The sequence below is a fragment of the Streptomyces xylophagus genome (assembly GCF_000716435.1).
Taxonomy (GTDB): domain Bacteria; phylum Actinomycetota; class Actinomycetes; order Streptomycetales; family Streptomycetaceae; genus Streptomyces; species Streptomyces xylophagus.
In genome coordinates, this window is record NZ_JNWO01000011.1 from 1 (window position 1) to 19,395 (window position 19,395).

Annotated in this window: 18 protein-coding genes and 1 pseudogene; 7 read left to right on the forward strand and 12 right to left on the reverse strand. The window is 70.5% G+C overall.

Annotation, left to right across the window (positions count from 1 at the left end):
- Positions 1-164: 164 nt before the first annotated feature.
- Entirely contained in the window at positions 165-710 is a 546-nt protein-coding gene (locus OO70_RS24795) for a MarR family winged helix-turn-helix transcriptional regulator (RefSeq protein WP_043675651.1), read from the reverse strand.
- Positions 711-797: 87 nt separating this feature from the next.
- On the opposite strand from OO70_RS24795, the gene OO70_RS24800 reads away from it, so the two are divergent.
- The gene (locus OO70_RS24800) at positions 798-1,706 is read left to right on the forward strand and encodes an alcohol dehydrogenase catalytic domain-containing protein (RefSeq protein WP_043675654.1); all 909 of its coding nucleotides are present in this window, start codon (positions 798-800) and stop codon (positions 1,704-1,706) included.
- Between the two features lie 50 nt (positions 1,707-1,756).
- On the forward strand, positions 1,757-2,140 hold the full coding sequence (locus OO70_RS24805; RefSeq protein ID WP_043675657.1) for a limonene-1,2-epoxide hydrolase family protein: 384 nt from the start codon (positions 1,757-1,759) through the stop codon (positions 2,138-2,140).
- Positions 2,141-2,156: 16 nt separating this feature from the next.
- Here the strand turns inward: OO70_RS24805 and OO70_RS56130 are convergent.
- Positions 2,157-2,285: pseudogene (locus tag OO70_RS56130) on the reverse strand (ATP-binding protein); the annotation flags it as partial.
- A 48-nt stretch (positions 2,286-2,333) separates the two neighbouring features.
- Between OO70_RS56130 and OO70_RS52655 the strand changes: the two are divergent.
- A complete protein-coding gene (locus OO70_RS52655; RefSeq protein WP_078651543.1) occupies positions 2,334-2,501 on the forward strand; it encodes a DUF397 domain-containing protein in 168 nt (55 codons plus the stop codon).
- Between the two features lie 87 nt (positions 2,502-2,588).
- Here OO70_RS52655 and OO70_RS24810 read toward each other — a convergent pair whose 3' ends face one another.
- A complete protein-coding gene (locus OO70_RS24810; RefSeq protein WP_043675658.1) occupies positions 2,589-4,145 on the reverse strand; it encodes a hypothetical protein in 1,557 nt (518 codons plus the stop codon).
- Positions 4,146-4,291: 146 nt separating this feature from the next.
- Between OO70_RS24810 and OO70_RS24815 the strand changes: the two genes are divergently transcribed.
- The gene (locus tag OO70_RS24815) at positions 4,292-4,765 is read left to right on the forward strand and encodes a carboxymuconolactone decarboxylase family protein (protein ID WP_043675660.1); all 474 of its coding nucleotides are present in this window, start codon (positions 4,292-4,294) and stop codon (positions 4,763-4,765) included.
- Here OO70_RS24815 and OO70_RS24820 read toward each other — a convergent pair.
- Positions 4,753-5,967 (reverse strand): PucR family transcriptional regulator, encoded by a 1,215-nt coding sequence (locus OO70_RS24820; protein ID WP_043675662.1) that lies wholly within the window; start codon positions 5,965-5,967, stop codon positions 4,753-4,755. The two genes, OO70_RS24815 and OO70_RS24820, sit on opposite strands and share 13 nt — an antisense overlap.
- Positions 5,968-6,166: 199 nt before the next feature.
- Here OO70_RS24820 and OO70_RS24825 point away from each other — a divergent pair, with 199 nt between their 5' ends.
- The gene (locus tag OO70_RS24825; RefSeq protein WP_407702825.1) at positions 6,167-6,910 is read left to right on the forward strand and encodes a DUF4142 domain-containing protein; all 744 of its coding nucleotides are present in this window, start codon (positions 6,167-6,169) and stop codon (positions 6,908-6,910) included.
- A 6-nt stretch (positions 6,911-6,916) separates the two neighbouring features.
- Here OO70_RS24825 and OO70_RS24830 read toward each other — a convergent pair whose 3' ends face one another.
- Positions 6,917-8,578 (reverse strand): glycoside hydrolase family 13 protein, encoded by a 1,662-nt coding sequence (locus OO70_RS24830; protein ID WP_043675666.1) that lies wholly within the window; start codon positions 8,576-8,578, stop codon positions 6,917-6,919.
- A gap of 174 nt (positions 8,579-8,752) precedes the next feature.
- Between OO70_RS24830 and OO70_RS24835 the strand changes: the two genes are divergently transcribed.
- On the forward strand, positions 8,753-9,700 hold the full coding sequence (locus OO70_RS24835) for an LAETG motif-containing sortase-dependent surface protein (RefSeq protein WP_043675669.1): 948 nt from the start codon (positions 8,753-8,755) through the stop codon (positions 9,698-9,700).
- Positions 9,701-10,361: 661 nt separating this feature from the next.
- On the opposite strand, the gene OO70_RS24840 is transcribed toward OO70_RS24835, so the two are convergent.
- The 5 genes from OO70_RS24840 to OO70_RS24855 form a co-directional block, all read right to left on the reverse strand.
- On the reverse strand, positions 10,362-12,809 hold the full coding sequence (locus OO70_RS24840) for an N-acetylmuramoyl-L-alanine amidase (RefSeq protein ID WP_234336921.1): 2,448 nt from the start codon (positions 12,807-12,809) through the stop codon (positions 10,362-10,364).
- Between the two features lie 343 nt (positions 12,810-13,152).
- Positions 13,153-13,374 (reverse strand): transposase, encoded by a 222-nt coding sequence (locus OO70_RS52660; protein ID WP_407702826.1) that lies wholly within the window; start codon positions 13,372-13,374, stop codon positions 13,153-13,155.
- A 44-nt stretch (positions 13,375-13,418) separates the two neighbouring features.
- On the reverse strand, positions 13,419-14,378 hold the full coding sequence (locus tag OO70_RS24845) for a nucleoside hydrolase (protein ID WP_043675672.1): 960 nt from the start codon (positions 14,376-14,378) through the stop codon (positions 13,419-13,421).
- A gap of 43 nt (positions 14,379-14,421) precedes the next feature.
- Positions 14,422-15,657 carry a threonine--tRNA ligase gene (gene thrS, locus OO70_RS24850; protein ID WP_043675675.1) on the reverse strand — a complete coding sequence of 412 codons (1,236 nt, stop codon included), beginning with the start codon at positions 15,655-15,657 and terminating at the stop codon, positions 14,422-14,424.
- A gap of 188 nt (positions 15,658-15,845) precedes the next feature.
- Complete coding sequence (locus OO70_RS24855; protein WP_043675680.1) at positions 15,846-16,541, reverse strand: type 1 glutamine amidotransferase domain-containing protein; 696 nt, start codon at positions 16,539-16,541, stop codon at positions 15,846-15,848.
- Between the two features lie 282 nt (positions 16,542-16,823).
- Between OO70_RS24855 and OO70_RS24860 the strand changes: the two genes are divergently transcribed.
- Entirely contained in the window at positions 16,824-17,609 is a 786-nt protein-coding gene (locus OO70_RS24860) for a hypothetical protein (RefSeq protein WP_043675684.1), read from the forward strand.
- Positions 17,610-17,633: 24 nt separating this feature from the next.
- Here OO70_RS24860 and OO70_RS24865 read toward each other — a convergent pair whose 3' ends face one another.
- Positions 17,634-18,395 (reverse strand): TIGR03943 family putative permease subunit, encoded by a 762-nt coding sequence (locus tag OO70_RS24865; protein WP_043675687.1) that lies wholly within the window; start codon positions 18,393-18,395, stop codon positions 17,634-17,636.
- Complete coding sequence (locus tag OO70_RS24870; RefSeq protein ID WP_199827401.1) at positions 18,392-19,351, reverse strand: permease; 960 nt, start codon at positions 19,349-19,351, stop codon at positions 18,392-18,394. The genes OO70_RS24865 and OO70_RS24870 overlap by 4 nt, the downstream gene beginning before the upstream one ends.
- Positions 19,352-19,395: the final 44 nt, after the last annotated feature.

Genomic DNA, 19,395 nt, shown 5'->3' on the forward strand with positions numbered 1-19,395 from the left:
TTTTTTCAAGCAGAAGACGGCATACGAGATTTCTGCCTGTCTCGTGGGCTCGGAGATGTGTATAAGAGACAGGAGTGGGGGCATGGGGCCGAACGTATAGCGGGGGTTCACCAACGCTGTGCCATACAGCGGTCAACATTCCGTCAACGTAGGGTTGTTGACGTTCAAGGTCGGGCCAAACCGGATGTCGGCGGGTGCCAGTCCACCGGCGGCGGCAGCGTGCCCTGCGCGACGGTGTTGGCGTAGACGCTCTCCAGCGCCTGGCTGAGCGGCCCGACGAGTTCGGGCGGCAGGCCGTCGAAGAACAGACGGCGCACCAGTTCCACGTGTCCCAGAGCCGCGGCTTCGAGCACTTTCCGGCCGTGTCGGGTCAGGCTCACCTCGGTCACGCGCCGGTCGTTCGCGGACAGGCCGCAGCTCACCAGTTCCCGCTTGGCCATCCGCCGTACGTGGTGCGAGGCCCGGCTGCGCTCCCAGCCGATCTGCGCGGCCAGTGCCGTGATCGGCATCGGGTCGCCGTCGGCGACGCTCAGCGCGGTCAGGACGTCGTAGTCCGGCAGGGACAGGTCACTGTCGGACTGCAGCTGGCGGTTCATCTCGTAGGTCAGCCGCAGCTGGACCCGGATGTACGCCAGCCAGGCTCGTTGCTGTTCGCCGTCGAGCCACCCGCCCTCGGGCACCGGCGCGCTGCCGTTGGCATTGCGTGACATGTCACCTATGCTTTCTGTCCAGCACCACCGTCGAGGCGTGCCGCTCCCGCATCATCTCGCGCGGACCGCCAGGAGCAGGAGGTACCGATGCCGTACGCGGCAGTGCTCACCGGATACGGATCGCCCGAGACGCTCGTGTGGTCGGAAGTCGCCCTGCCCGCACCCGGGCCCGGCCAGATCAGGCTGCGCGTACACGCGGCGGGGGTCGGCCCGACCGACCTGAAGATCCGGCGCGGCGACCTCCGCGAGGTCTTCCCGCTGCCCGACCCCGCCGTTCTCGGCTTCGAGGCCGCCGGCACCGTCGACGCCCTCGGCCCGGGCGTGACCGGCGTGTCGCCGGGTGACGAGGTCGCAGCCCAGCTGCCCACACTCGGCGGGTACGGCGAATACGCCCTCGCCTCGGCCTGGACCGTCAAACCGGCGACCGTCAGCTGGGCCGACGCCGCAGCGCTGCCCGCCTCGGCCGAAGCCGCCGTCGGCGTCCTGCGCCAACTCGGCGTCACCTCCGGCGAGACCCTGCTCGTTCTCGGGGGCGGAGGCTCGGTCGGCGTGATCGCCACCCAACTGGCCGTGTCCCAGGGCCTCACCGTCTTCAGCGCCACCGGCCCGGGCGACGAGCAGTTCACCAAGGATCTCGGCGCGATCCCGGTCCGCTACGGCTCGGAACTCCTCGCGCAGATGCGCACGCACGTCGGCACAGTGGACGCCGTCCTCGACGCCGCAGGCAAGGGCGGCCTGCGCGACGCCGTCGAACTCGCGGGCGGCCCCGAGCGCGTGATCACCCTCGCGGACGAGCACGCGGCCGACTTCGGCGTCGCCCTCTCCGCCCCCACCCCGGACCGTGCCCCCGACGCGGTCGAGCAGACCATGCCCCTCCTCGCTTCCGGGCAACTCCGCCTGCGCGCCCAGCGGCTGCTGCCGATGCGGGACGCCGCCCAGGCGCACGCCCTCCTCGAAGCGGGCATAGCGCACGAAAAGATCGTCCTCACCGCGTAGCGGCCTGCCACAACCCACCGTCAAGATCAACCACAGGGGAGCCGAGCCGGATGGAGAGCCCGATCGAGGTGGTGCGCAGGTTCTGCGCGGCGTGGTCGGACAACACCGGGGCCGCCGAACTCGCGGCATTTTTCACCGACGACGCCATCTACCACAACATCCCGCTGACACCGATCACCGGCCGGGAGGCCATCGCCGACACCATCACCTCGTTCATCCGCCCCGGCCCGCCAGGCATCGAGCAGATCGATTTCCGCGTCCTCAACATCGCCGCCGCCGGACCGATCGTGATGACCGAGCGCGTGGACGTCTTCAAGCTCCCTGACAGATCGTTCGAACTGCCGGTGATGGGGACCTTCGAGGTCACCGACGGCAAGATCAAGGCCTGGCGCGACTATTTCGACATGAACCAGTTCACCAGCCGGATGGGATGAGGCCGGACCTCTCCGGCGACCAGGAGACCCGTAGGGCGGCGGGACCATCAGTGTGGCGTACGGCGTTGCCCACCAGCTCCGTTACCAGGAGTTCGGCGGTGTCGACCAGGCCGATCAGTCCGTGCAGCGTCAGGATCAGGCGGAGGCATGCGTGTCATCACGGGACTTCATCCACAAACTGTGAGGCGAGGGCATGGTCACCGAGTTGCGCTGGCAGAAGTCGTCCTACTCCGGAGGCGCTGAGGGGAACGCCTGCGTCGAGCTCTTCGCCATCCCCACCACCCAACTCACCACCACCCCCATCCCCCTCGCCCAACTCCTCGATGCGATCCACGCGGGCACCTTCACTTCACGCCCCTAGGACACCTCAGCGCTTGCGCGTGAAGTGAAGTCGCGGTCCCGGTGCAGTCGGCGGCGCAGAGCAAAAGCCCCCGTCGCCTGTCGAGCCCTAACTCTTCTGCAGTGCGCGGGTGACACCCGCGATGACCGCAGTCGTCAGCACCCAGCCGAAGGCGATCAGCAGGTAGGCCAGCCACTGCACGCTGTCGTTCGGCCAGTACCAGGCCGTTCGTTGGCCCAGGCCGCCGATGGGGATCAAGAGGTCGAGGGTGTAGACGAGGGGCTGGAACGGGGCGCCTTCGCCTCGTTGGACCGGGGTGGGGGTGTGCGTGCTGAAGGACAGCGTGCCCAGGAAGGTCAGGGCGAGGAGCCAGACTCCGGCCAGCCAGGGGCGGTAGCCGTAGCCGACGGTCACGTCGAGCAGGCGGCCCCACGCGCGGGCGGCCCGGGGCAGGGTTTGACGCCGGTGGCGTTGTTTGGCCAGGAGTACGCAGCGGGCCTCGTCGTCGTGGCCGGCCTTGCGGTACCAGGTCGCCAACTGTTCGTAGGGCTGGGGGGTGTAGCCCGGGCTGCGTCGTATCCACGCCACGCGGTGGGCCACGGAACCCCGGCGTCCCACCGCCTCCCGCCGCTCGCCCGCCTCGTCCACCTTGATGGAGCCGTAGACGAAGCCGTCCAGTTCGACCACGTCCGGCCAGCTGTGCTCGTTGTCATGGAGGTAGGACACCTGCGCGGCGCGCAGGTCCACCGTGCCGGACGGCGGTTGGGCGAGGGTGAAGTCGAAGTCGACGGCCTGCATCAGCATGCCGAGCAGGGCCGGTCCATCGCCGTCGGGAGGTCCGTTCAGGACGGCTCCTTCGAAGGTTGCCTTGTCCGAGACCTGGGCGCCCCGCAGCCTTACGGTCCCGTCGGCGGTGAACCCGTCGGAGAGGTTGAGTGTCGAGGCCACGGCGTGGTCCAGGGAGAGGGCCACTCCCCGCGGGCCGGGGCATTCCAACCGCGCGCCCCGCATGTGCAGTCCGCGGGGCAACTGCGCCTCCATCAGCCGGATTTGTCCTCGCGCGACGAAACCGCCCTGGCAGAAGACGCCCCCTTCCATCGCGAGGCCGCCGGCAGCCATGGCCCATCCTCCGGGCGCGTTGATGCGGGCTCCGTTCAGGAGCATGCCGCCACTCACCCGGGCGTCACTGAGTGACAGGGCGGTGCTCACGTGGTTGAAAGGTGAGGAAGCGAGGCTTTCCACAACGGAGCGCCGCAAGTCGAGGTTTCCCTCGATGCGGGCCGAATCGGCCTCGATGCCGGGCACCCGACTGTCCGTGATCGCGAGCGTCCGCGTTGTTGCTCCGAGGAAGCTCACCGACTCCTCGAACCAACAGCCCTCGAACCAGAGGGCGTTCACAATCTCCGCACCGGCCAGATCCAGCCGCCCCGATATCCGCGCCCCCGCAAGCCGCAGACACGCGACGGCCCCCGGTTGCGCGGCGTTCCCTCCCAGCAGCAGCGCCACGATAACGGCCCCCCGAACCGTCCGCCCCGCACCCCACCCCCCACCCCCGGCGACACGGTCGTCCTCGGGAACGCCCGTGCGCAGATCCACACGCCGTCCCTCGGGGAACGCGTCCCACAACGCGCGTTCCGGAGCAGTCAACTCGTCGTAGGAGAGCACCCGTTCAGAGTAGGGATCTCCGTGGTGATCTCCCAGGACGAGACCCGGGTCACATCCGGGGGTGTCACATTCCTGCCGGGTCGTTCCGTCAGAGCTGTGTACGCACCAGGCACGACACAGAACACGACAGAACAAAGGAGCCCACCATGGGTGCTCGACTGAACGCCTTCGCCAGTCCCGTCGCCGGCAAGGCCCTGAAGCACTTCGTCGCCGCGGGCAAGGTCATCGAGGACTCGCCGCTGCCCGCCGCCACGCAGGAACTCGTGAAGATCCGGGCGAGCCAGATCAACGGGTGCGGGTTCTGCACCGACATGCACACCAAGGACGCGACCGCCGCCGGGGAGACCTCGGTACGGCTCAACCTCGTCGCGGTGTGGCGTGAGGCCACCGTGTTCACCGACGCGGAGCGCGCCGCGCTGGAGCTGGCGGAGGAGGGCACCCGGATCGCGGACGCGGCGGGCGGGGTCTCGGACGAGGTGTGGGCGAACGCGGCCAAGCACTACGACGAGGAGCAGCTCATGGCCCTGGTCTCGCTGATCGCCCTCATCAACAGCTTCAACCGCATGAACGTCATCCTCCAGATGCCCGCCGGCGACTACCGGCCCGGTCAGTTCGCGTAGCCCGAGCCGAGCAGCAGTGCCGCCAGTGCCAGGGCCGCGTCCCGGGGTGTGCCCAGGTCCAGACCGGTCAGTTCGGCGATCCTGGCCAGGCGGTAGTCCACCGAGTTGGGGTGGAGGCCCAGGACGCGGGCCGTGGCTCTGCGGTCCTGGCGCTGTTCCAGGTGGGTGCGGAGGGTGACGGTCAAGTCCGGGCGGTCCGTGAGGGGCGCGAGGAGGGCCGCGATGCGGTCGCTGCCCGCGCTGGGGCGGGAGAGGTGGTACTCGAGGAGTACGTCGTCCAGGTGGTGCGGGCCCGGCGCGTGACCGCAGGCCTTCGCCACCCGCACGATCTCCGCTACGACCCGGGCCGCCTCCGGGATGTCCCCGGCGTCGGGGGCGACCGTCGCGGCAATCCGGAGTCCGGGGCCCGCCGCCTCACGCAGTACGGCCGTCGCCGTGTCCGGCAGCTCCGTGCGGCCCGGCACGAGCGCGTGACCGCCACCACCGTCCAGCAGCGCCGGTACCTCCGTACCGAAGATCCGGTCCAGAGCCGTCTGCACCCGGCGCACGAGCCGTCGTATCGCGACACCGCCGGACTGCCCGGCCGCGAACCGCAGGTACACGACCAGGACCGGCCCCTCCACCGCATCGGCCGGTCCCCTCCCCATGCCCATGCCCATGCCCGTACCTGTTCCCGTCCCCGTCCCCGTCCCCTCCAGCAACGCCCTTGCCAGCGACCGGCGTTGCTCCCGCCGTTCCGCCGCGATTGCCGCCTGTTCGTCGAGGTAGCTCTCGGTGACCGCGGCGATGACCCGGCCCTGGGACGCGATCAGCGCGCCGCAGAGTTCGGTCAGCGCGGCCTCCTCCCCGGGGCGGGCCGCTTCCGTGAGGGCCTGCCACAGGACGTGGGCGCCGGTGGTGTAGGTGCCGAGGAGGAGGGGGAGCGGCATGCCCTCGTCGGCGCGTTGGTGGGCGCGTTCCTGGAAGTACCGCAGGCCGCCCGGCGTGGCGGCCGGGGCCTCCCCGCCCGCCGCGTTGCGCAGGAACTGCCGCAGCCCCCGCCGGGCCGTCGCCGTGATCTCGACGTCCTTCACCTCGGCGGGCAGTTCCGCGTACCCGCTGAGCTGCTCGAAGACGGTGCGGGTCATCCGCCGGGCCAGCTCGTTCACCCGCGGCTCGCAGCGGGCGGCGAGCGTACGGGCAGCCGGAGAAAGGGAGTTCATCCTTCGCAACCTATCCGGAGGCACCACCCGCCCTATCCGGAGGAACCACCCGTCACTTGTGACGCGCCCCACTCGGGCTTTACCAAAACCAAAGACTTCGCGCGCTCCCCCGATCCGTATTCCTGACTGTCCGTACCGCCGACGGGCGGTCCACGACACAGGAGGTACGGTGCGCTTTTCGCGGAACGCGACGGGAACGATGGTTGTGGGAGGTGCCCTCAGCCTGACCCTCGTCGCACTCGCCTATCCGGCAATGCTGGGCGTCAACACGGTCTCCAGCGCGCCCGCACGCGTGATAGCCAACACGCAGTGGGGGCCCCTGACCGAGGCCGACCGCGACTTCGTGGTCAAGGTGCGCGCGGCGGGGCTGTGGGAGTACCCCGTCGGCCAGATCGGCCTGAAGAAGGGGGCGAGCCCGGCGGTCATCACCGCGAGCAAGCACCTGATCGACGGGCACGCGGCGCTGGACTCCACCGTCCGCAAGATCGCGCCCATGCTCAACATCACGATCCCGAACCAGCCGAGCCCGCAGCAGCAGGGCTTCATCAACACGCTGAACGCGGACAGCGGCAAGCAGTTCGACACGGACTTCGCCAACATCCTGCGCGTCACGCACGGTTCGATCTTCGCCACCATCGCGAAGATCCGCGGAACGACCGAGAACACCCTGGTGCGGCTCCTGGCCAATCAGGCCAACGCGACGGTTCTGGACCACATCACGGTGATGGAGGACACCGGACTGGTCAACTTCCCCCAGGTCCTCTTCCAGGAGACGACCCCGCCGAAGCTGCCGGCCGTGGACCTGACCCCGCCGCCCCCGGCCGCGGGCCAGCCGGAGGTGGTGCTCACCCCGCCGGTGAACAGCACCACCCAACCGCCCGCCCTGCCTGGCGAGTCACCCTCCGGCAGCGCCGCCGGGACCTCGACCCCGACCGTCGGCTGAACCCCGCTACACGCCCAGCCACACCGTCGTGTCCGGTGCCAGCAGTCCCAACTGCCCGTCGCCCGCCGCCGGTTCGCTGCTCAGCAGCACCTCCCCCGGCGGCAGGGCGACCGGTACGTCCGACAGGTTGGTGACACAGCGCCAGCCGTCGGAGCGTGCGAAGTGCAGCACACCGGGCGGACTGTCCGCGGCCCAGGTCAGCGACTCCCCGTCGAGCAGCTTGCGGCGCAGCCGAAGGGCCGTGCGGTAGAGCTCCAGGGTCGAGCCGTCCGTCCCGTCCTGTGCCTCGACGGCGTACGACGCGAAACTCGCCGGCTGCGGCAGCCATGCCCCGCCCGCCCCGAAGCCGTACGACGGACCTGTCGACGTCCACGGCAGGGGTACCCGGCAACCGTCGCGGCCCTTGTGGGTGTGGCCCTGTTGTTCCCAGACGGGGTCCTGGAGGACCTCGACGGGCAGGTCGGCGACCTCGGGCAGACCGAGTTCCTCGCCCTGGTAGACGTACGACGAACCGGGCAGCGCCAGCATCAGCAGGGTCGCGGCGCGAGCCCTGCGCAGGCCGGCCGCCGGGTCGACGGGCGGGGTGCGGCCGTCGGAGAGGAGCCAGGTGTTGGGGTCGGTGCCCGGGGGGAGCATCAGGCGGGAGGCGTGGCGTACGACGTCGTGGTTGGACAGCACCCAGGTCGCTGAGGCGCCTGCCGCGTGGGCCGTCGCGAGCGAGGCGGTGATCACCTCGTGCAGCTGATCGGCGTCCCAACCAGCCTCCAGGTACTCGAAGTTGAAGGCCTGGCCGAGTTCGTCGGGGCGGGCGTAGAGGGCGCGCCGGGCGGCCGGTACCCACGCCTCGGCGACCGCCATGCGGGGCGGGGTGTAGGTGTCGAAGACGGTGCGCCGCCAGTCGCGGTAGATCTCGTGGACCTCGTCGCGGTCGTAGTAGGGGTGGCTGCCGGGCGGGAGGTCGTCGAGGACGGCCTCGGAGTTCGCCGCGAGGGGGCCGATGTCGCGCAGGGGTTCGCCGAGGTCCTTCACCAGCGCGTGGGCCACGTCGACGCGGAAGCCGTCGACGCCCCGGTCGGACCAGAAGCGGAGCGTGGTGCGGAAGTCGGCCCGGACCTCCTCGTTGTCCCAGTTCAGGTCGGGCTGTTCGGGCGTGAAGAGGTGCAAGTACCACTGCCCGTCCGGGAGTTGCTTCCACGCGCTGCCGCCGAACACCGACGGCCAGTCGGTGGGCGGAAGTTGGCCGTCCTCGCCGCGCCCGTCACGGAACACGTACCGGTCGCGGGCAGCGGAACCGGGCGGAGCGGCCAGCGCTTCCTGGAACCAACTGTGCAGCCGCGAGGTGTGGTTGGGCACGATGTCGACCATGACCTTCAGGCCCAGCCGGTGGGCCTCGGCGACCATCGCGTCGAAGTCGTCGAGGGTGCCCAGGCGCGGGTCGACATCGCGGTAGTCGGCGACGTCGTAGCCGCCGTCGGCGAGTTCGGAGGGGTAGAAGGGGCTGAGCCAGAGGGCGTCGACGCCGAGCGTGGCGAGGTGACCGAGGCGCTGGGTGATGCCCTTGATGTCCCCGAGCCCGTCACCGTCGGCGTCGGCGAAACTGCGCGGGTAGACCTGGTAGACGACGGCCTGACGCCACCAGTTCGGGTCATGGGAGGACAGGTCGGACACGTGGTCTCCTTATGAATTCCCGCTGCACCAAGGCAAGTTGACAGTCATCTTCCGGTAGACCCACGATGTGCACACGCTGTGGCGCATGTGACCAATGGGCCCGGTGTTCCTTCATTCCCGCGCTCCCGCGCTGCTCCGCTCCGCCATTCCTTGCACACGCCAGATGGGATCAGTATGTCCATAGCGAGTCGTGTCACCGTGCGCCGCCTGTTGGGGACAGGCGCCGCCTCCCTCGCCCTCGCCGCAGCCTCCGTCGCCACCGCTTCCGGCGCCTGGGCCACCGGCGGCCACGGCGGCGGCGGTGACGGCTGGGAGTCCGGTGGCCACTACCGGCCCGGCTCCGGTGCCGGTACGGTCACCGAGACCGAGGGCTGCCAGTTCTCGCTGAACGGCACGGACTACTTCCCCTCCGTCAAGGTCGACGACCAGAACCTGAAGCCCACCGACGACGGCAAGGTCCACATCAAGGTCCGCACCGCCGGTGACGCCGCCTCCTGCACCGCCTCGCTCGCCTCGTACATCGCCCACGGCCCGACGTTCGCCACCTCCGGCGAGCAGATCTTCGTCGACTTCGACACGGTGACCGTGAAGAAGGGCCAGACCGACGCGCTCGACATCGCGGTGCCGGACGAGGGCTGCTTCGCGCAGATCGACCTCTACCGCGGCGCGGTCAAGTTCGACGGCAACCCCGCCGCCGGCGACGGCTTCGTCCACGGCGACCTGCCCAAGGGCCCCGACCACACGGTCATCAAGGACAAGCTGATCGCGGCCTGGAACGGCGGCACGAAGGACTGCACGACCACCGAGTCCCAGCCCCCGTCCCCCTCCGCCCCGGCGTCGGTCCCCCCGTCGGCCCCGGAGTCCACCCCGCCCACCTCCGACTCCTCGACCCCCACCCCGAGCGCCTCCGAATCGACCCCCGCGTCCTCCAACCCGACCCCGGTCGCCTCCGGTTCGAGCAGCGCCCCGGCGGCACCCTCGCCCAACGGCGGCGGCGACGACCTCGCGGAGACCGGCGGCGGCAGCAGCAGTGGCGTACTCGTCGGCGGGGCAGCGGTGCTGCTGGCCGGCGGCGCGGCGATCGTGGTGGCCACGCGACGCCGGCGGGCTTCGCACTCGTAGCAATACGCAGTGATGCGCAGTAATCAGCAGTAGTTCGCGGCAACTGTTCGGCTGGGCCGGGGTGGTGCAGGACGGGTAGCGCCCGGACAGAAGCACCATCCAGGTGACGAGCCCGGCGCCCGCGGCTTGCCCGCGGCAGCCGGGCCGGCGCTGTACGGCTTCCTCACGGTCGCTTGGGCGCCGGCGAACGAGCCGGTGATTCGCGCCCCGTTCACTTTGCAGCTCGGGTTGTAGCGCAGTTCGACAGTGCCGTCCGCACCGGCCGAGACTGAAGCGGCCGTGGACGAGCTGCGTGAGGAGGCCGATCGCATCCAGGCGGAGTTGACCGTGGCTGAGCTGGAATGGCGGGAGTGGGTGACCGCCTGCAGGCGGGTCGATGCGCTGCCGGCTCCGAGCGGCGGTGACACCGCCGGCACGGAGAACACCCCGGATTCGCGGGATGCCGACGCGTCGGCGGCGCCTCGCGATGCTGTGAAGCCGAAGTCGCAGGTGCCCGCTCCTCGCGGCCCGCAGTTTCCGACCGATGGGGCACGATGGTCCTGCCTCGGCCGTGGAGACTCGGTCGGCCTCGATAGGCGGAGGTGCTCGCTACGGGACACTCCCGCCCGCCCGTCCGGCCCGCGCGATGGTGCTGCGGGCCGGACCGGCGTGGTGGGTGTGGTCAGCCGATGGTCGCGATGCCGTCGCTGGTGATGGTGGGGCGGCCCGAGGTGCCGACCACCACGATCTTCAGGGTGTGCTTGGCGGAGCTGGACCAGGTCTTGGTCCAGATGGCCTGCCGGTACTGCGTGGTGGAGGACTTCAGGTCCGCCGTGGTGACCTTGGTGCCGTCGACGTAGATATACGCCTGGCCTGAGGTGGAGGCCCGCGAGACGATCCAGGCCACCGAGCGGCCGGTGAAGGTCCAGCTGATGGAGGCCCCCTTGGAGGAGGAACTGTAGGAGTAGCCGCCCAGGTAGCTGCTGCTGTACCGGTGCGTCCAGCTGCCGGTGCGGGTGGTGGACGTCTCCTGGATGATGTGCGGCGTCCGGGAGACGGAGGCGCCGCGGGTGTTGCCGGCGACGTCGTACGCCGTCAGGGCGAACAGGTCCGAGGAGCCGGGCTTGGCGCTGGTGTTCCAGGAAGTCACGGTCGGGCCGAAGGTGGCCGAGTACGGTGAGGTCGCCAGGATCTTGGTCAGAGCCGCGTTGTCGGCGGCCTTCCAGGTCACCGTGACCGGGACCGCCGTGGAACTCACGGTGCCGGTGCGCACCGTCACACCGGGAGCGGTCGTGAAGGTGGGTGCGGTGGTGTCGCCGACCAGGGTGAGCCCGGAGGACAGCGTCGTCGAGCCTCGGACGTGGGTGGCGCGGACCTGGACGCTGTGGCTGCCTGCGGCGACCGAGACGGAGGCGGAGCGGGCGGAACCGGAGGTGTGCGCCACGGCCTTTCCGTCGACCAGGACGTCGAACCCGGAGATCACCTGCGACGGCGTGTCGGTCGTCCAGCTCACCGTGGCCGTGCCCTTGGTGTAGTACGACGCCCCGGACTTGACCGCGCCGCCGGACATCCCGGTGATCGTGACCGTGCCGACCGGACCGGCCGCGTAGGAGCGCACCGTGCTCAGGGCGTTGTAGAGCTGGTTGCCGGGGCAGTCGGTGGCGTAGCCGTTGCGGTGCCCGGAGATCACGTTGAACTTGTAGCTCGTGCCCTGGGTGAAGCCGTAACTGTCGGAGGCACCCTCGGTCAGGTTCGCGGTACCGGTGCCCGGGTTCACACCGGTCATGCCGAACTTCCAGGCCGCGATCCGGGCGATGGAGCCCAGCATCGCCTTGCTCGGCGTGGCCCCGGTGAAGGTGCTGGCCGTGGAGTCACCGCCGCTGAGGTCGGTGTACGTGCCGATGGCTGCCACGCCCATGCTGTTGGTGTTGAAGCCGTACGTCTGCGCGCCCACGGTCGGCAGTGCCATCCCGCCGAAGCGGCCCTCGAAGATGGTGCCGCACTTGTCGACCAGGAAGTTGTAACCGACGTCGCGCCAGCCCTGGTTGAGGTGCTCCGCGTAGATGCCCCGCACGATCGCCGGCGAGTCCGAGCAGGAGTAGTTGTTGGTGGTGTCCGTGTGGTGGACGAACATCACCTTCACGGCCTGCCCGTACAGCGGGTAACCGGACTCCCGGGCGCACTCGTCCGCGCCCCAGCCGGCCCGGGTGACCACGCTCGGCGGTGCCACCGTCGAGGTCGTCGGGGCCGGTATCGGGTCCGGCGCGCTCTCCGACGCCGACGCGGAGGGGCTGGCCGAGGAGGACGACGTGCAGGACGGGTACGCCTCCGACATCGTCGGAAGCTGGCTGGGCCAGGAACTCGCCGACGGGCTCGGCGAGTCGGAGACGGTGCCGGAGGCCGCGACGGACGGCAAGGCGGAGTCCGTGGCCGTCGCGGTGTCCGCGGGGGAAGCGGAGTCCGTCGCGGTCGGGGTGTCCGAAGGGCTGACGCTTGCGGTGGCCGTCGCGGTGTCGCTGCCCGTCGGTGTGGCGATATCACTGTCCGTCGGCGTGGCGACATCGGTGGCCGTCGGCGTGGCTGTGTCCGTGGCCGTCAGGTCCATGGCGTAGCCCGCCGGGGCCATGCCGGAGGCCGTCGTCCCGCTGGTGCCGGCGGTGGCCTTGCCCGGGTCGATGAGGTCCACCCGCAGCCCAGCGGGCAGCGCGGCCGTCCGGCGCGCGCCGCTCGCGCGGACCTGGATGCCGTTCGACGGCCCCGACCACATCGGCGACATTCCGCCGCGCACCCCGGGACGGTTCAGCTCGGAGGGGTCGGGAAGGTCGTCCGGCTGCTGCATCTTCAGCCACTGGGTCCAGTGGCCGCTCGCGGCGGAACGGGTCCGTACCTCCACCGTGCCTCGCAGGTTCGCGTGTGCACCGTTCCAGGTGACGCCGACCATGCTGAACGAAGCCGTGGATCTGGCCCCCAGCGTCTTGAGCGACGCGCTCGCCCCGGTCAGCGGCAGCGAGTGCACATGCGTCTTGATCGGTTCCGCCGCGGCCGTCGCTCCGGGAGCGCCGCCCGGCCCGGCGAGTGCAACGGCCGCCGCGACCGCGCCGCCGCCTGCGACGACCGCCCCCAGCGCCACCCACGTACGCGTTTTCGGGCGGACTCGACGTCGAGGCCCAACCCTGTGTTCAGTTCTCATGCCCCACCCTGAAGAAACGTGGCATCACAGGCCACATGCCGAACGTGGGGATACGACGACGCGTTCCACACGGAGCCACGCCCATCCCCCGTCCTGACTGCCATGGTTTGGGCACAGCCGTCACACGGGTGCCCCTAAACATCAAGCGCCGCCGAAGGCTCAAACGTCACAGGTTCCTGGGGCTCGCGGAACGGTGGCACAGAGCCCGGGCTTTTCGGCTGTCCGCGATGATCGTGGCGGGCGTGGTGGGTCACACCATTGCGACGAACGCGCGAGCCACACGTCAGTCCCGGGAACCTGACAACCGGAACAGATCGTAGGCCCGATCCCACGGGCCACAGCGTTCGGGCACGTCCCGCCACGGAGCACCGGTCCGGGTCCGCCACCGTATGCCGTCTGTCAGCTGCCGCCGCGTCCACACCTGCGGCCGACCTGGCTTGATACCCCGCGACAGCAACGACTCAAGCCGGTCCCACTGGCCATTCGTCAGATCTCCACGCCCCACGAGTCATGATCACCAACGAACAAGATCCACTTTCGCAACAGGCCCTAGCCCTCCACCGTCTCCAGCCACAGCTTCACGTACCGCTCCACATCCACGTCCAACCCCACGTCCACCAGGGCCTGTTCGCGGGCCCCGCCGTGGATTTCGGACTCGCCGTGCCGAGGGCGGCGGTCGACGATCGTCTGTCCTCGCCCCGGGCCCGGGGCGAGGGAGACCTCGACCGGCAGGAGGCGGGTGGTGAGGCCGCCCGGGTCGGCGACCGCGCAGACCGCGCCCGCGTCGCCGAGGCCGCCGGTGGGGGTGGGGTCGCCGGAGGCGGCCGGGTCGCGGTGGGCGAGGAGGTCGCCGGCCAGCTTCAGGCGCGGCTCCGTGCTCTGCCGTAGACGCTGGACGTCGGCGGCCGGGACCTGGACCCGCTCGAAGACATCCAACCCGTACATCGTGATCGGCACCCCGGCCGTGAGCAGAATCGCCGCCGCCTCCGGGTCGTGCCACACGTTGAACTCCGCGACCGGCGTGGCGTTTCCGACCGCCACCGCGCCGCCCATGAACACGATCCGCTCGATGTTGCGGGTGACCTCCGGGTACGTCCGCAGGAGCAGCGCGATGTTCGTCAGCGGCGCGGTGGGGATCAGGGTCACCGGGCTCGGCGAGGCGCGGATCTCGCGGCGCAGCAGCGTCACCGCGTCCACGTCGACGGGCGTACGGGTGGAGTCCGGCAGCCCCATGTCGCCCATGCCGTCCTGCCCGTGGACGTGCGCCGCCGAGCGGGCCGGCTCGATCAGCGGCCGGGCCGCACCGCGCGCGACCGGGATGTCACCGGCACCGGCGTGGTCCAGGACGATCAGCGTGTTCCGTACGACCTGGTCGACGTCCGTGTTCCCCGCGACACAGGTGACCGCCCGCAGGTCCAGGCCCGGGTGGCGGACGGCGAACAGCAGCGCCAGGGCGTCGTCGACCCCCGTGTCGCAGTCGATGATCACGGGGATGGGCTGACCGGTCACGGCAGACTCCTCTCACAGGCGGTTCGGCGGATCAAGGCTGACCTTACGCATCCGCCCACAGTTCGGCGCCGCGCGCCTCGACCCGGGCGCCGATGCGGTGCAGGAGTTCGGCGGCAGGCTGCGGCTCGATCCGGCGACCGTCCCGCAGTCGTACGGCGACCAGGCCCGCGTCGGCCTCCCGTTCACCGATCACCGCCTGGTACGGGACGAGCCGCGCCCCTCGGACACGGGCACCGAGGCTGCCCTGGTCGGGGGAGGCCAACTCGGCGCGCAGCCGCCGCACTTGGGCCTGGCGGAGAAGCTCGTATGCCGGGGTCTCCTGCGCCTCCGACACCGGCAGAATCACCAGCTGCACCGGCGCCAGCCACGCCGGGAACGCCCCGCCGTGCTCCTCCACGAGGTGCGCCACCGCCCGCTCCACACTCCCGATGACACTGCGGTGCACCATCACCGGCCGGTGTTTCGCGCCGTCGGCGCCGATGTAGTGCAGGTCGAAGCGTTCGGGCTGGTGGAAGTCGATCTGCACGGTGGAGAGGGTGGCCTCACGGCCGGCCGCGTCCGCGATCTGGACGTCGATCTTCGGGCCGTAGAAGGCGGCTTCGCCCTCGGCGGACTCGTAGGCGATGCCCGAGCTGTCGAGGACGGCGCGCAGCATCGCGGTCGCCCGCCCCCAAAGGGCCGGATCGGCAACGTACTTGCCGCCCTCGCCCGGCAGGGAGAGCCGGTAGCGGGAAGCGCGGATGCCGAGGTCGGCGTAGGCGCGGGCGATGAGGGCGAGGGCGGCGCGGGCCTCCTCGACGGCCTGGTCCAGGGTGCAGAAAATGTGGGCGTCGTTGAGCTGGATGGCGCGGACGCGGGTCAGTCCACCGAGGACACCGGAGAGCTCGGAGCGGTACATACCGCCCAACTCCGCGATCCGGAGAGGGAGTTCGCGATAACTGTGGGACCGGGAACGGTAGATGAGGGCGTGATGGGGACAGAGACTGGGCCGTAGCACGACCTCCTCCGCGCCCAGTTTCATCGGCGGGAACATGTCGTCGCTGTAGTGCGACCAGTGCCCGGAGATCTCGTACAGCTCACGCTTGCCGAGGACGGGCGAGTACACGTGCCGGTAACCGGCCGCGCGCTCCAACCCCCGTACGTACTCCTCCAGTTCGTGCCGCACGGTCGCGCCGTCGGGCAGCCAGTACGGCAGTCCGGCGCCCATCAGGGGGTCGGTGTCGAAGAGGCCGAGTTCGCGGCCGAGACGGCGGTGGTCGTGCCGGGGTTTCTCACTCATGGGTTCCTCGCTTCACTCCTGCGGGGCGAGGAATCCGGCGACGACAAAGCCCCGGGGCTTCGACTCGGTTCAGCAGTCAGCGCGCCGGGACAGTCTCCGGCGTCGTCGTCCAGAAGGACGGGAACGGCTTGGCGCACTTCATGCGGCGGACGGTAGCAGTCGTACGACGGCCCCCGCGAAGGAATTAATCAGCCGAGCTTCTTGAGGAGCTCGTCGGCGACCGGTGCGGAGGACGCCGGGTTCTGGCCGGTGACGAGGTTGCCGTCGACCACGACGTGCGGGGCCCACGGCTCGCCCTCCACGAAGTCGGCGCCGAGTTCCACGAGCCGGTCCTGGAGCAGCCACTTCACCTTGTCGGCGAGGCCGCCCTGGGTCTCCTCGGTGTTGGTGAACCCGGTGAGCCGCCGCCCGGCGAAGGCGTTCGTACCGTCCTCCTTGGTCGCCGGGAGCAGCGCGGCCGGCCCGTGGCAGACCACGCCGAGCGGCTTGCCGGAGGCGAGGGCCAGGGTGAGGAGCCGGCCGGAGTCGGCGTTCACGGCGAGGTCCTCCATCGGGCCGTGGCCGCCGGGGTAGTAGACGGCGGCGTAGTCGGCGAGGTCGACCTCGCTGAGCTTGACCGGGTGCTGGAACTCGGCGCTCGACGCGAGCACGCCCGCGACCCGGTCGGCGTTCTCCTGGCCGCCGTTGTAGTCGGGGGCGAGGCTGCCCCGGTCCACGGGCGGTACGACACCGCCGGGCGTGGCGACGACGACCTCGTGACCGGCCGCCTTGAAGGCCTCGTACGGGGTGACGGCCTCCTCGGCCCAGTAGCCGGTGGGGTGCGGGGTGCCGTCGGCCAGGGTGAGGTGATCGGCGCCGGTCAACACGAAGAGGATCTTCGACATCGGGGGTCTCCAGGGGGTCGGTGCGGTGATCTCGACAGTAGGCCGGGCGCGGACGGGCGGCCAATGACGAATCGAATGCGCGGTATTGGTTTTCCGATGGCATCCGGCTCCGGAGCAGGTCCGGCTCTCACCCGGACGGCCCGGCGCGCTGGTGGGCGGGCGCGGGCGATGGTGCCGTGGAAACGAGCACGGCGAAATCCGCGTCCGGGACTCCGGCACTTCCGCATACGCGACACCCCGAACCGCCCCGCCCCGCCCCGCATGCCCCAGGAGGGACCCTCGATGACCCGTTCCCCGGCCCGTGTCCTCCTCCTCGCCTCGGCACTGTCGGCGGGCACACTGCTGACCGCGGCCGGCTGCGCGAACGAAGCCGCCCTGCACAAGGTGACGAGCGCGCCCTCCCCCTCGGCCGTGCGCACCACCCCCGCCGCCCACGCGTCCCCGGCCGCGGCCCCCGTCCTGACCCCGGCCCAGGCACAGGCCGCGCTGATCACGGACACGGACCTGGGCGCCCCCTGGACCCCGACCCAGGGCACGGCGACCTGGCGCGACAGCCTGCTCAAGGCCAAGTCCGACATCCCCGACTGCCAACGCCTCCTGGACGCCCTCTACGCCGACGAACTCCTCGGCACCCCCGCCGCCACCCAGGCGGTGATCGGCCTGGACAACACCGATGTCGGGGCCCAACTCCGCTACCAGGTGGCCGCGTTCCCACCCGCCGACGTGGACCGCACCCTGGCCTGGCTGAAGACACTCCCGCAGAAGTGCGCCCAGTTCACGGCGACGACGACCCGCTCGGGCAACCAGACCGTGACGGTCACGGAGGCCACCCTCCCCAACGTCGGCGACGCCCGCCAGGGCCTCCACCTCACCCTCACCGGCACCACCCCCGAGGGCGACCAGTCCACTCTCACCCTCGACACCGCCGCCGTCCGCCTCGGCGACGACACCATCACCCTCACCAACGGCGGCCTCGCGGACGTACCCCTCGACGCGACCAGCCAGGCGCTGGAGATCGGGGCGCAGCGGCTGACGGATGTGCAGCGGCAGGGGCGGGTGCAGATCTAGGAGCCGACCGGTCCGAACGACAGGTCAACGCTTCTCGTACGGGTCCGCCGGCTGCTTCACCTGCTTGACGTCCGCCGCGTGGAGCACCGGTGGCCACGCCCCGTCCGTGCCGAGCTTGCCCTTGGGGATCCACGTGCCGGTGACGGTGACCCAGGTGTCGGTCTGGGGAGCGCCGTCGGCTTCGTCGCCGCGGATCTCGACCTTGCTGGTGGTCGCGTCGGCGGCGCAGCAGGTGACCAGGAGGCGGGTGACGTACCAGGTGCCGTTGTCGCCGTGGGTCACGAAGCCGGTCATGCGGAGGGTGCGGCCCTTGAGGGAGTGGGCAGTGTCGTAGATCGCCCGCGAGCTGTACTGGGCGACCGAGATGTCCAGCACCTTCCCTGCGGGGAGCGCCGGGAAGGTGCCCACGCCCTGTGCCGCGCGCTGCGCCTCCTCGCGGGACGCGCTGTACGAGCCGAGTGCCGGGGGCGGGAAGAGGAGGAGGGCGAGGGCGGGGAGGGTGAGGAGCCAGGCGATGCGCGGGCCGTGGGAGTGAGAGTGGGAGTGCCCTTCCTCTTCCTCGTCTTCCTCCTCGTCATGCTCCTCGTGCTCCTCGTGGTCCGGTGTCCGCCACATGCCCCTGACCACCGCCACCACGCCCAGCAGGATCAACAGCGCACCCGAAATCACCAGATACGGCCGCAACGCCGCCTGTACGTACCGCAGATACAGCTCGCTGAAGAGGGAGATCCGCAACACCGCTCCGCCCACCAAGAGCAGCAGGACCGCCGAACCGTAGCGCCTCACAGCAGCCACCACCCCACCAGCGTGCTGCTGGTCACGGCCACCAGCCAGGTCGTCGAGGAGAAGCGGAACGCGAAGGAACGGCCGAACGTGCCCGCCTGCAACGCGATGAGTTTGAGGTCCACCATCGGGCCCACCACCATGAACGCCAGCTTCGCGGCCGGCGAGAAGCCGCTGAGGGAAGCGGCCACGAACGCGTCCGCCTCGCTGCACACGCACAGCACCACCGCCAGCAGCGCGAGCAGGAGCAGCGACAGCCAGGACGAACCCGTGAAGATGTCCAGGATCGAGCGCGGTACGGCGATGTTGAAGGTCGCCGCCGCTGCCGCGCCCAGGACCAGGAAGCCGCCGGCATGGAGGAAGTCGTGTTGCAGGCCCGCGACGAAGGCCTTCATACCCGCAGGCGAAGACGCGGTGGTCCGCGTGCGCTTCGGGAGTCGTAGCCACTCCTCCTTGCCGAAGCGCGCCCACAGCCAGCCCATCACCACCGCCGTCGCGAGGGACGCGATCAGCCGGCCCAGGACCATCTTCGGCTGACCCGGGAAGGCGATCGAAGTCGCCACCAGGACAACCGGGTTGATCGCGGGGGCGGACAGCAGGAACGCGAGGGCTGCGGCCGGGGCGACCCCTCGCCGCATCAGGCTGCTCGCCACCGGTACCGACGCGCATTCGCAGCCGGGGAGTACGACTCCGGCCGCGCCCGCGATGGGGACGGCCAACGCCTGGTTGCGGGGGAGGAGTTTGGTGAACACCCGCTCGGGGACGAACGCTCCGATCGCCGCCGAGACCACCGTGCCCAGCAGGAGGAAGGGGACGCCCTGGACGGCGACCGCCGTGAAGACCGTCCACCAGGCCGCCACGGGTGGGGTGTAGAGGTCGATCGCCAGCATCGGGCCGAGGACGGACACGACCGTCGCGATGGCTATGAGCGCCGCGCCGCCCAAGACCGCGTAGACCATGGCGCGTACGGCCAGGCGCAGGCCGTCGGCCACGGTCCGTTCGT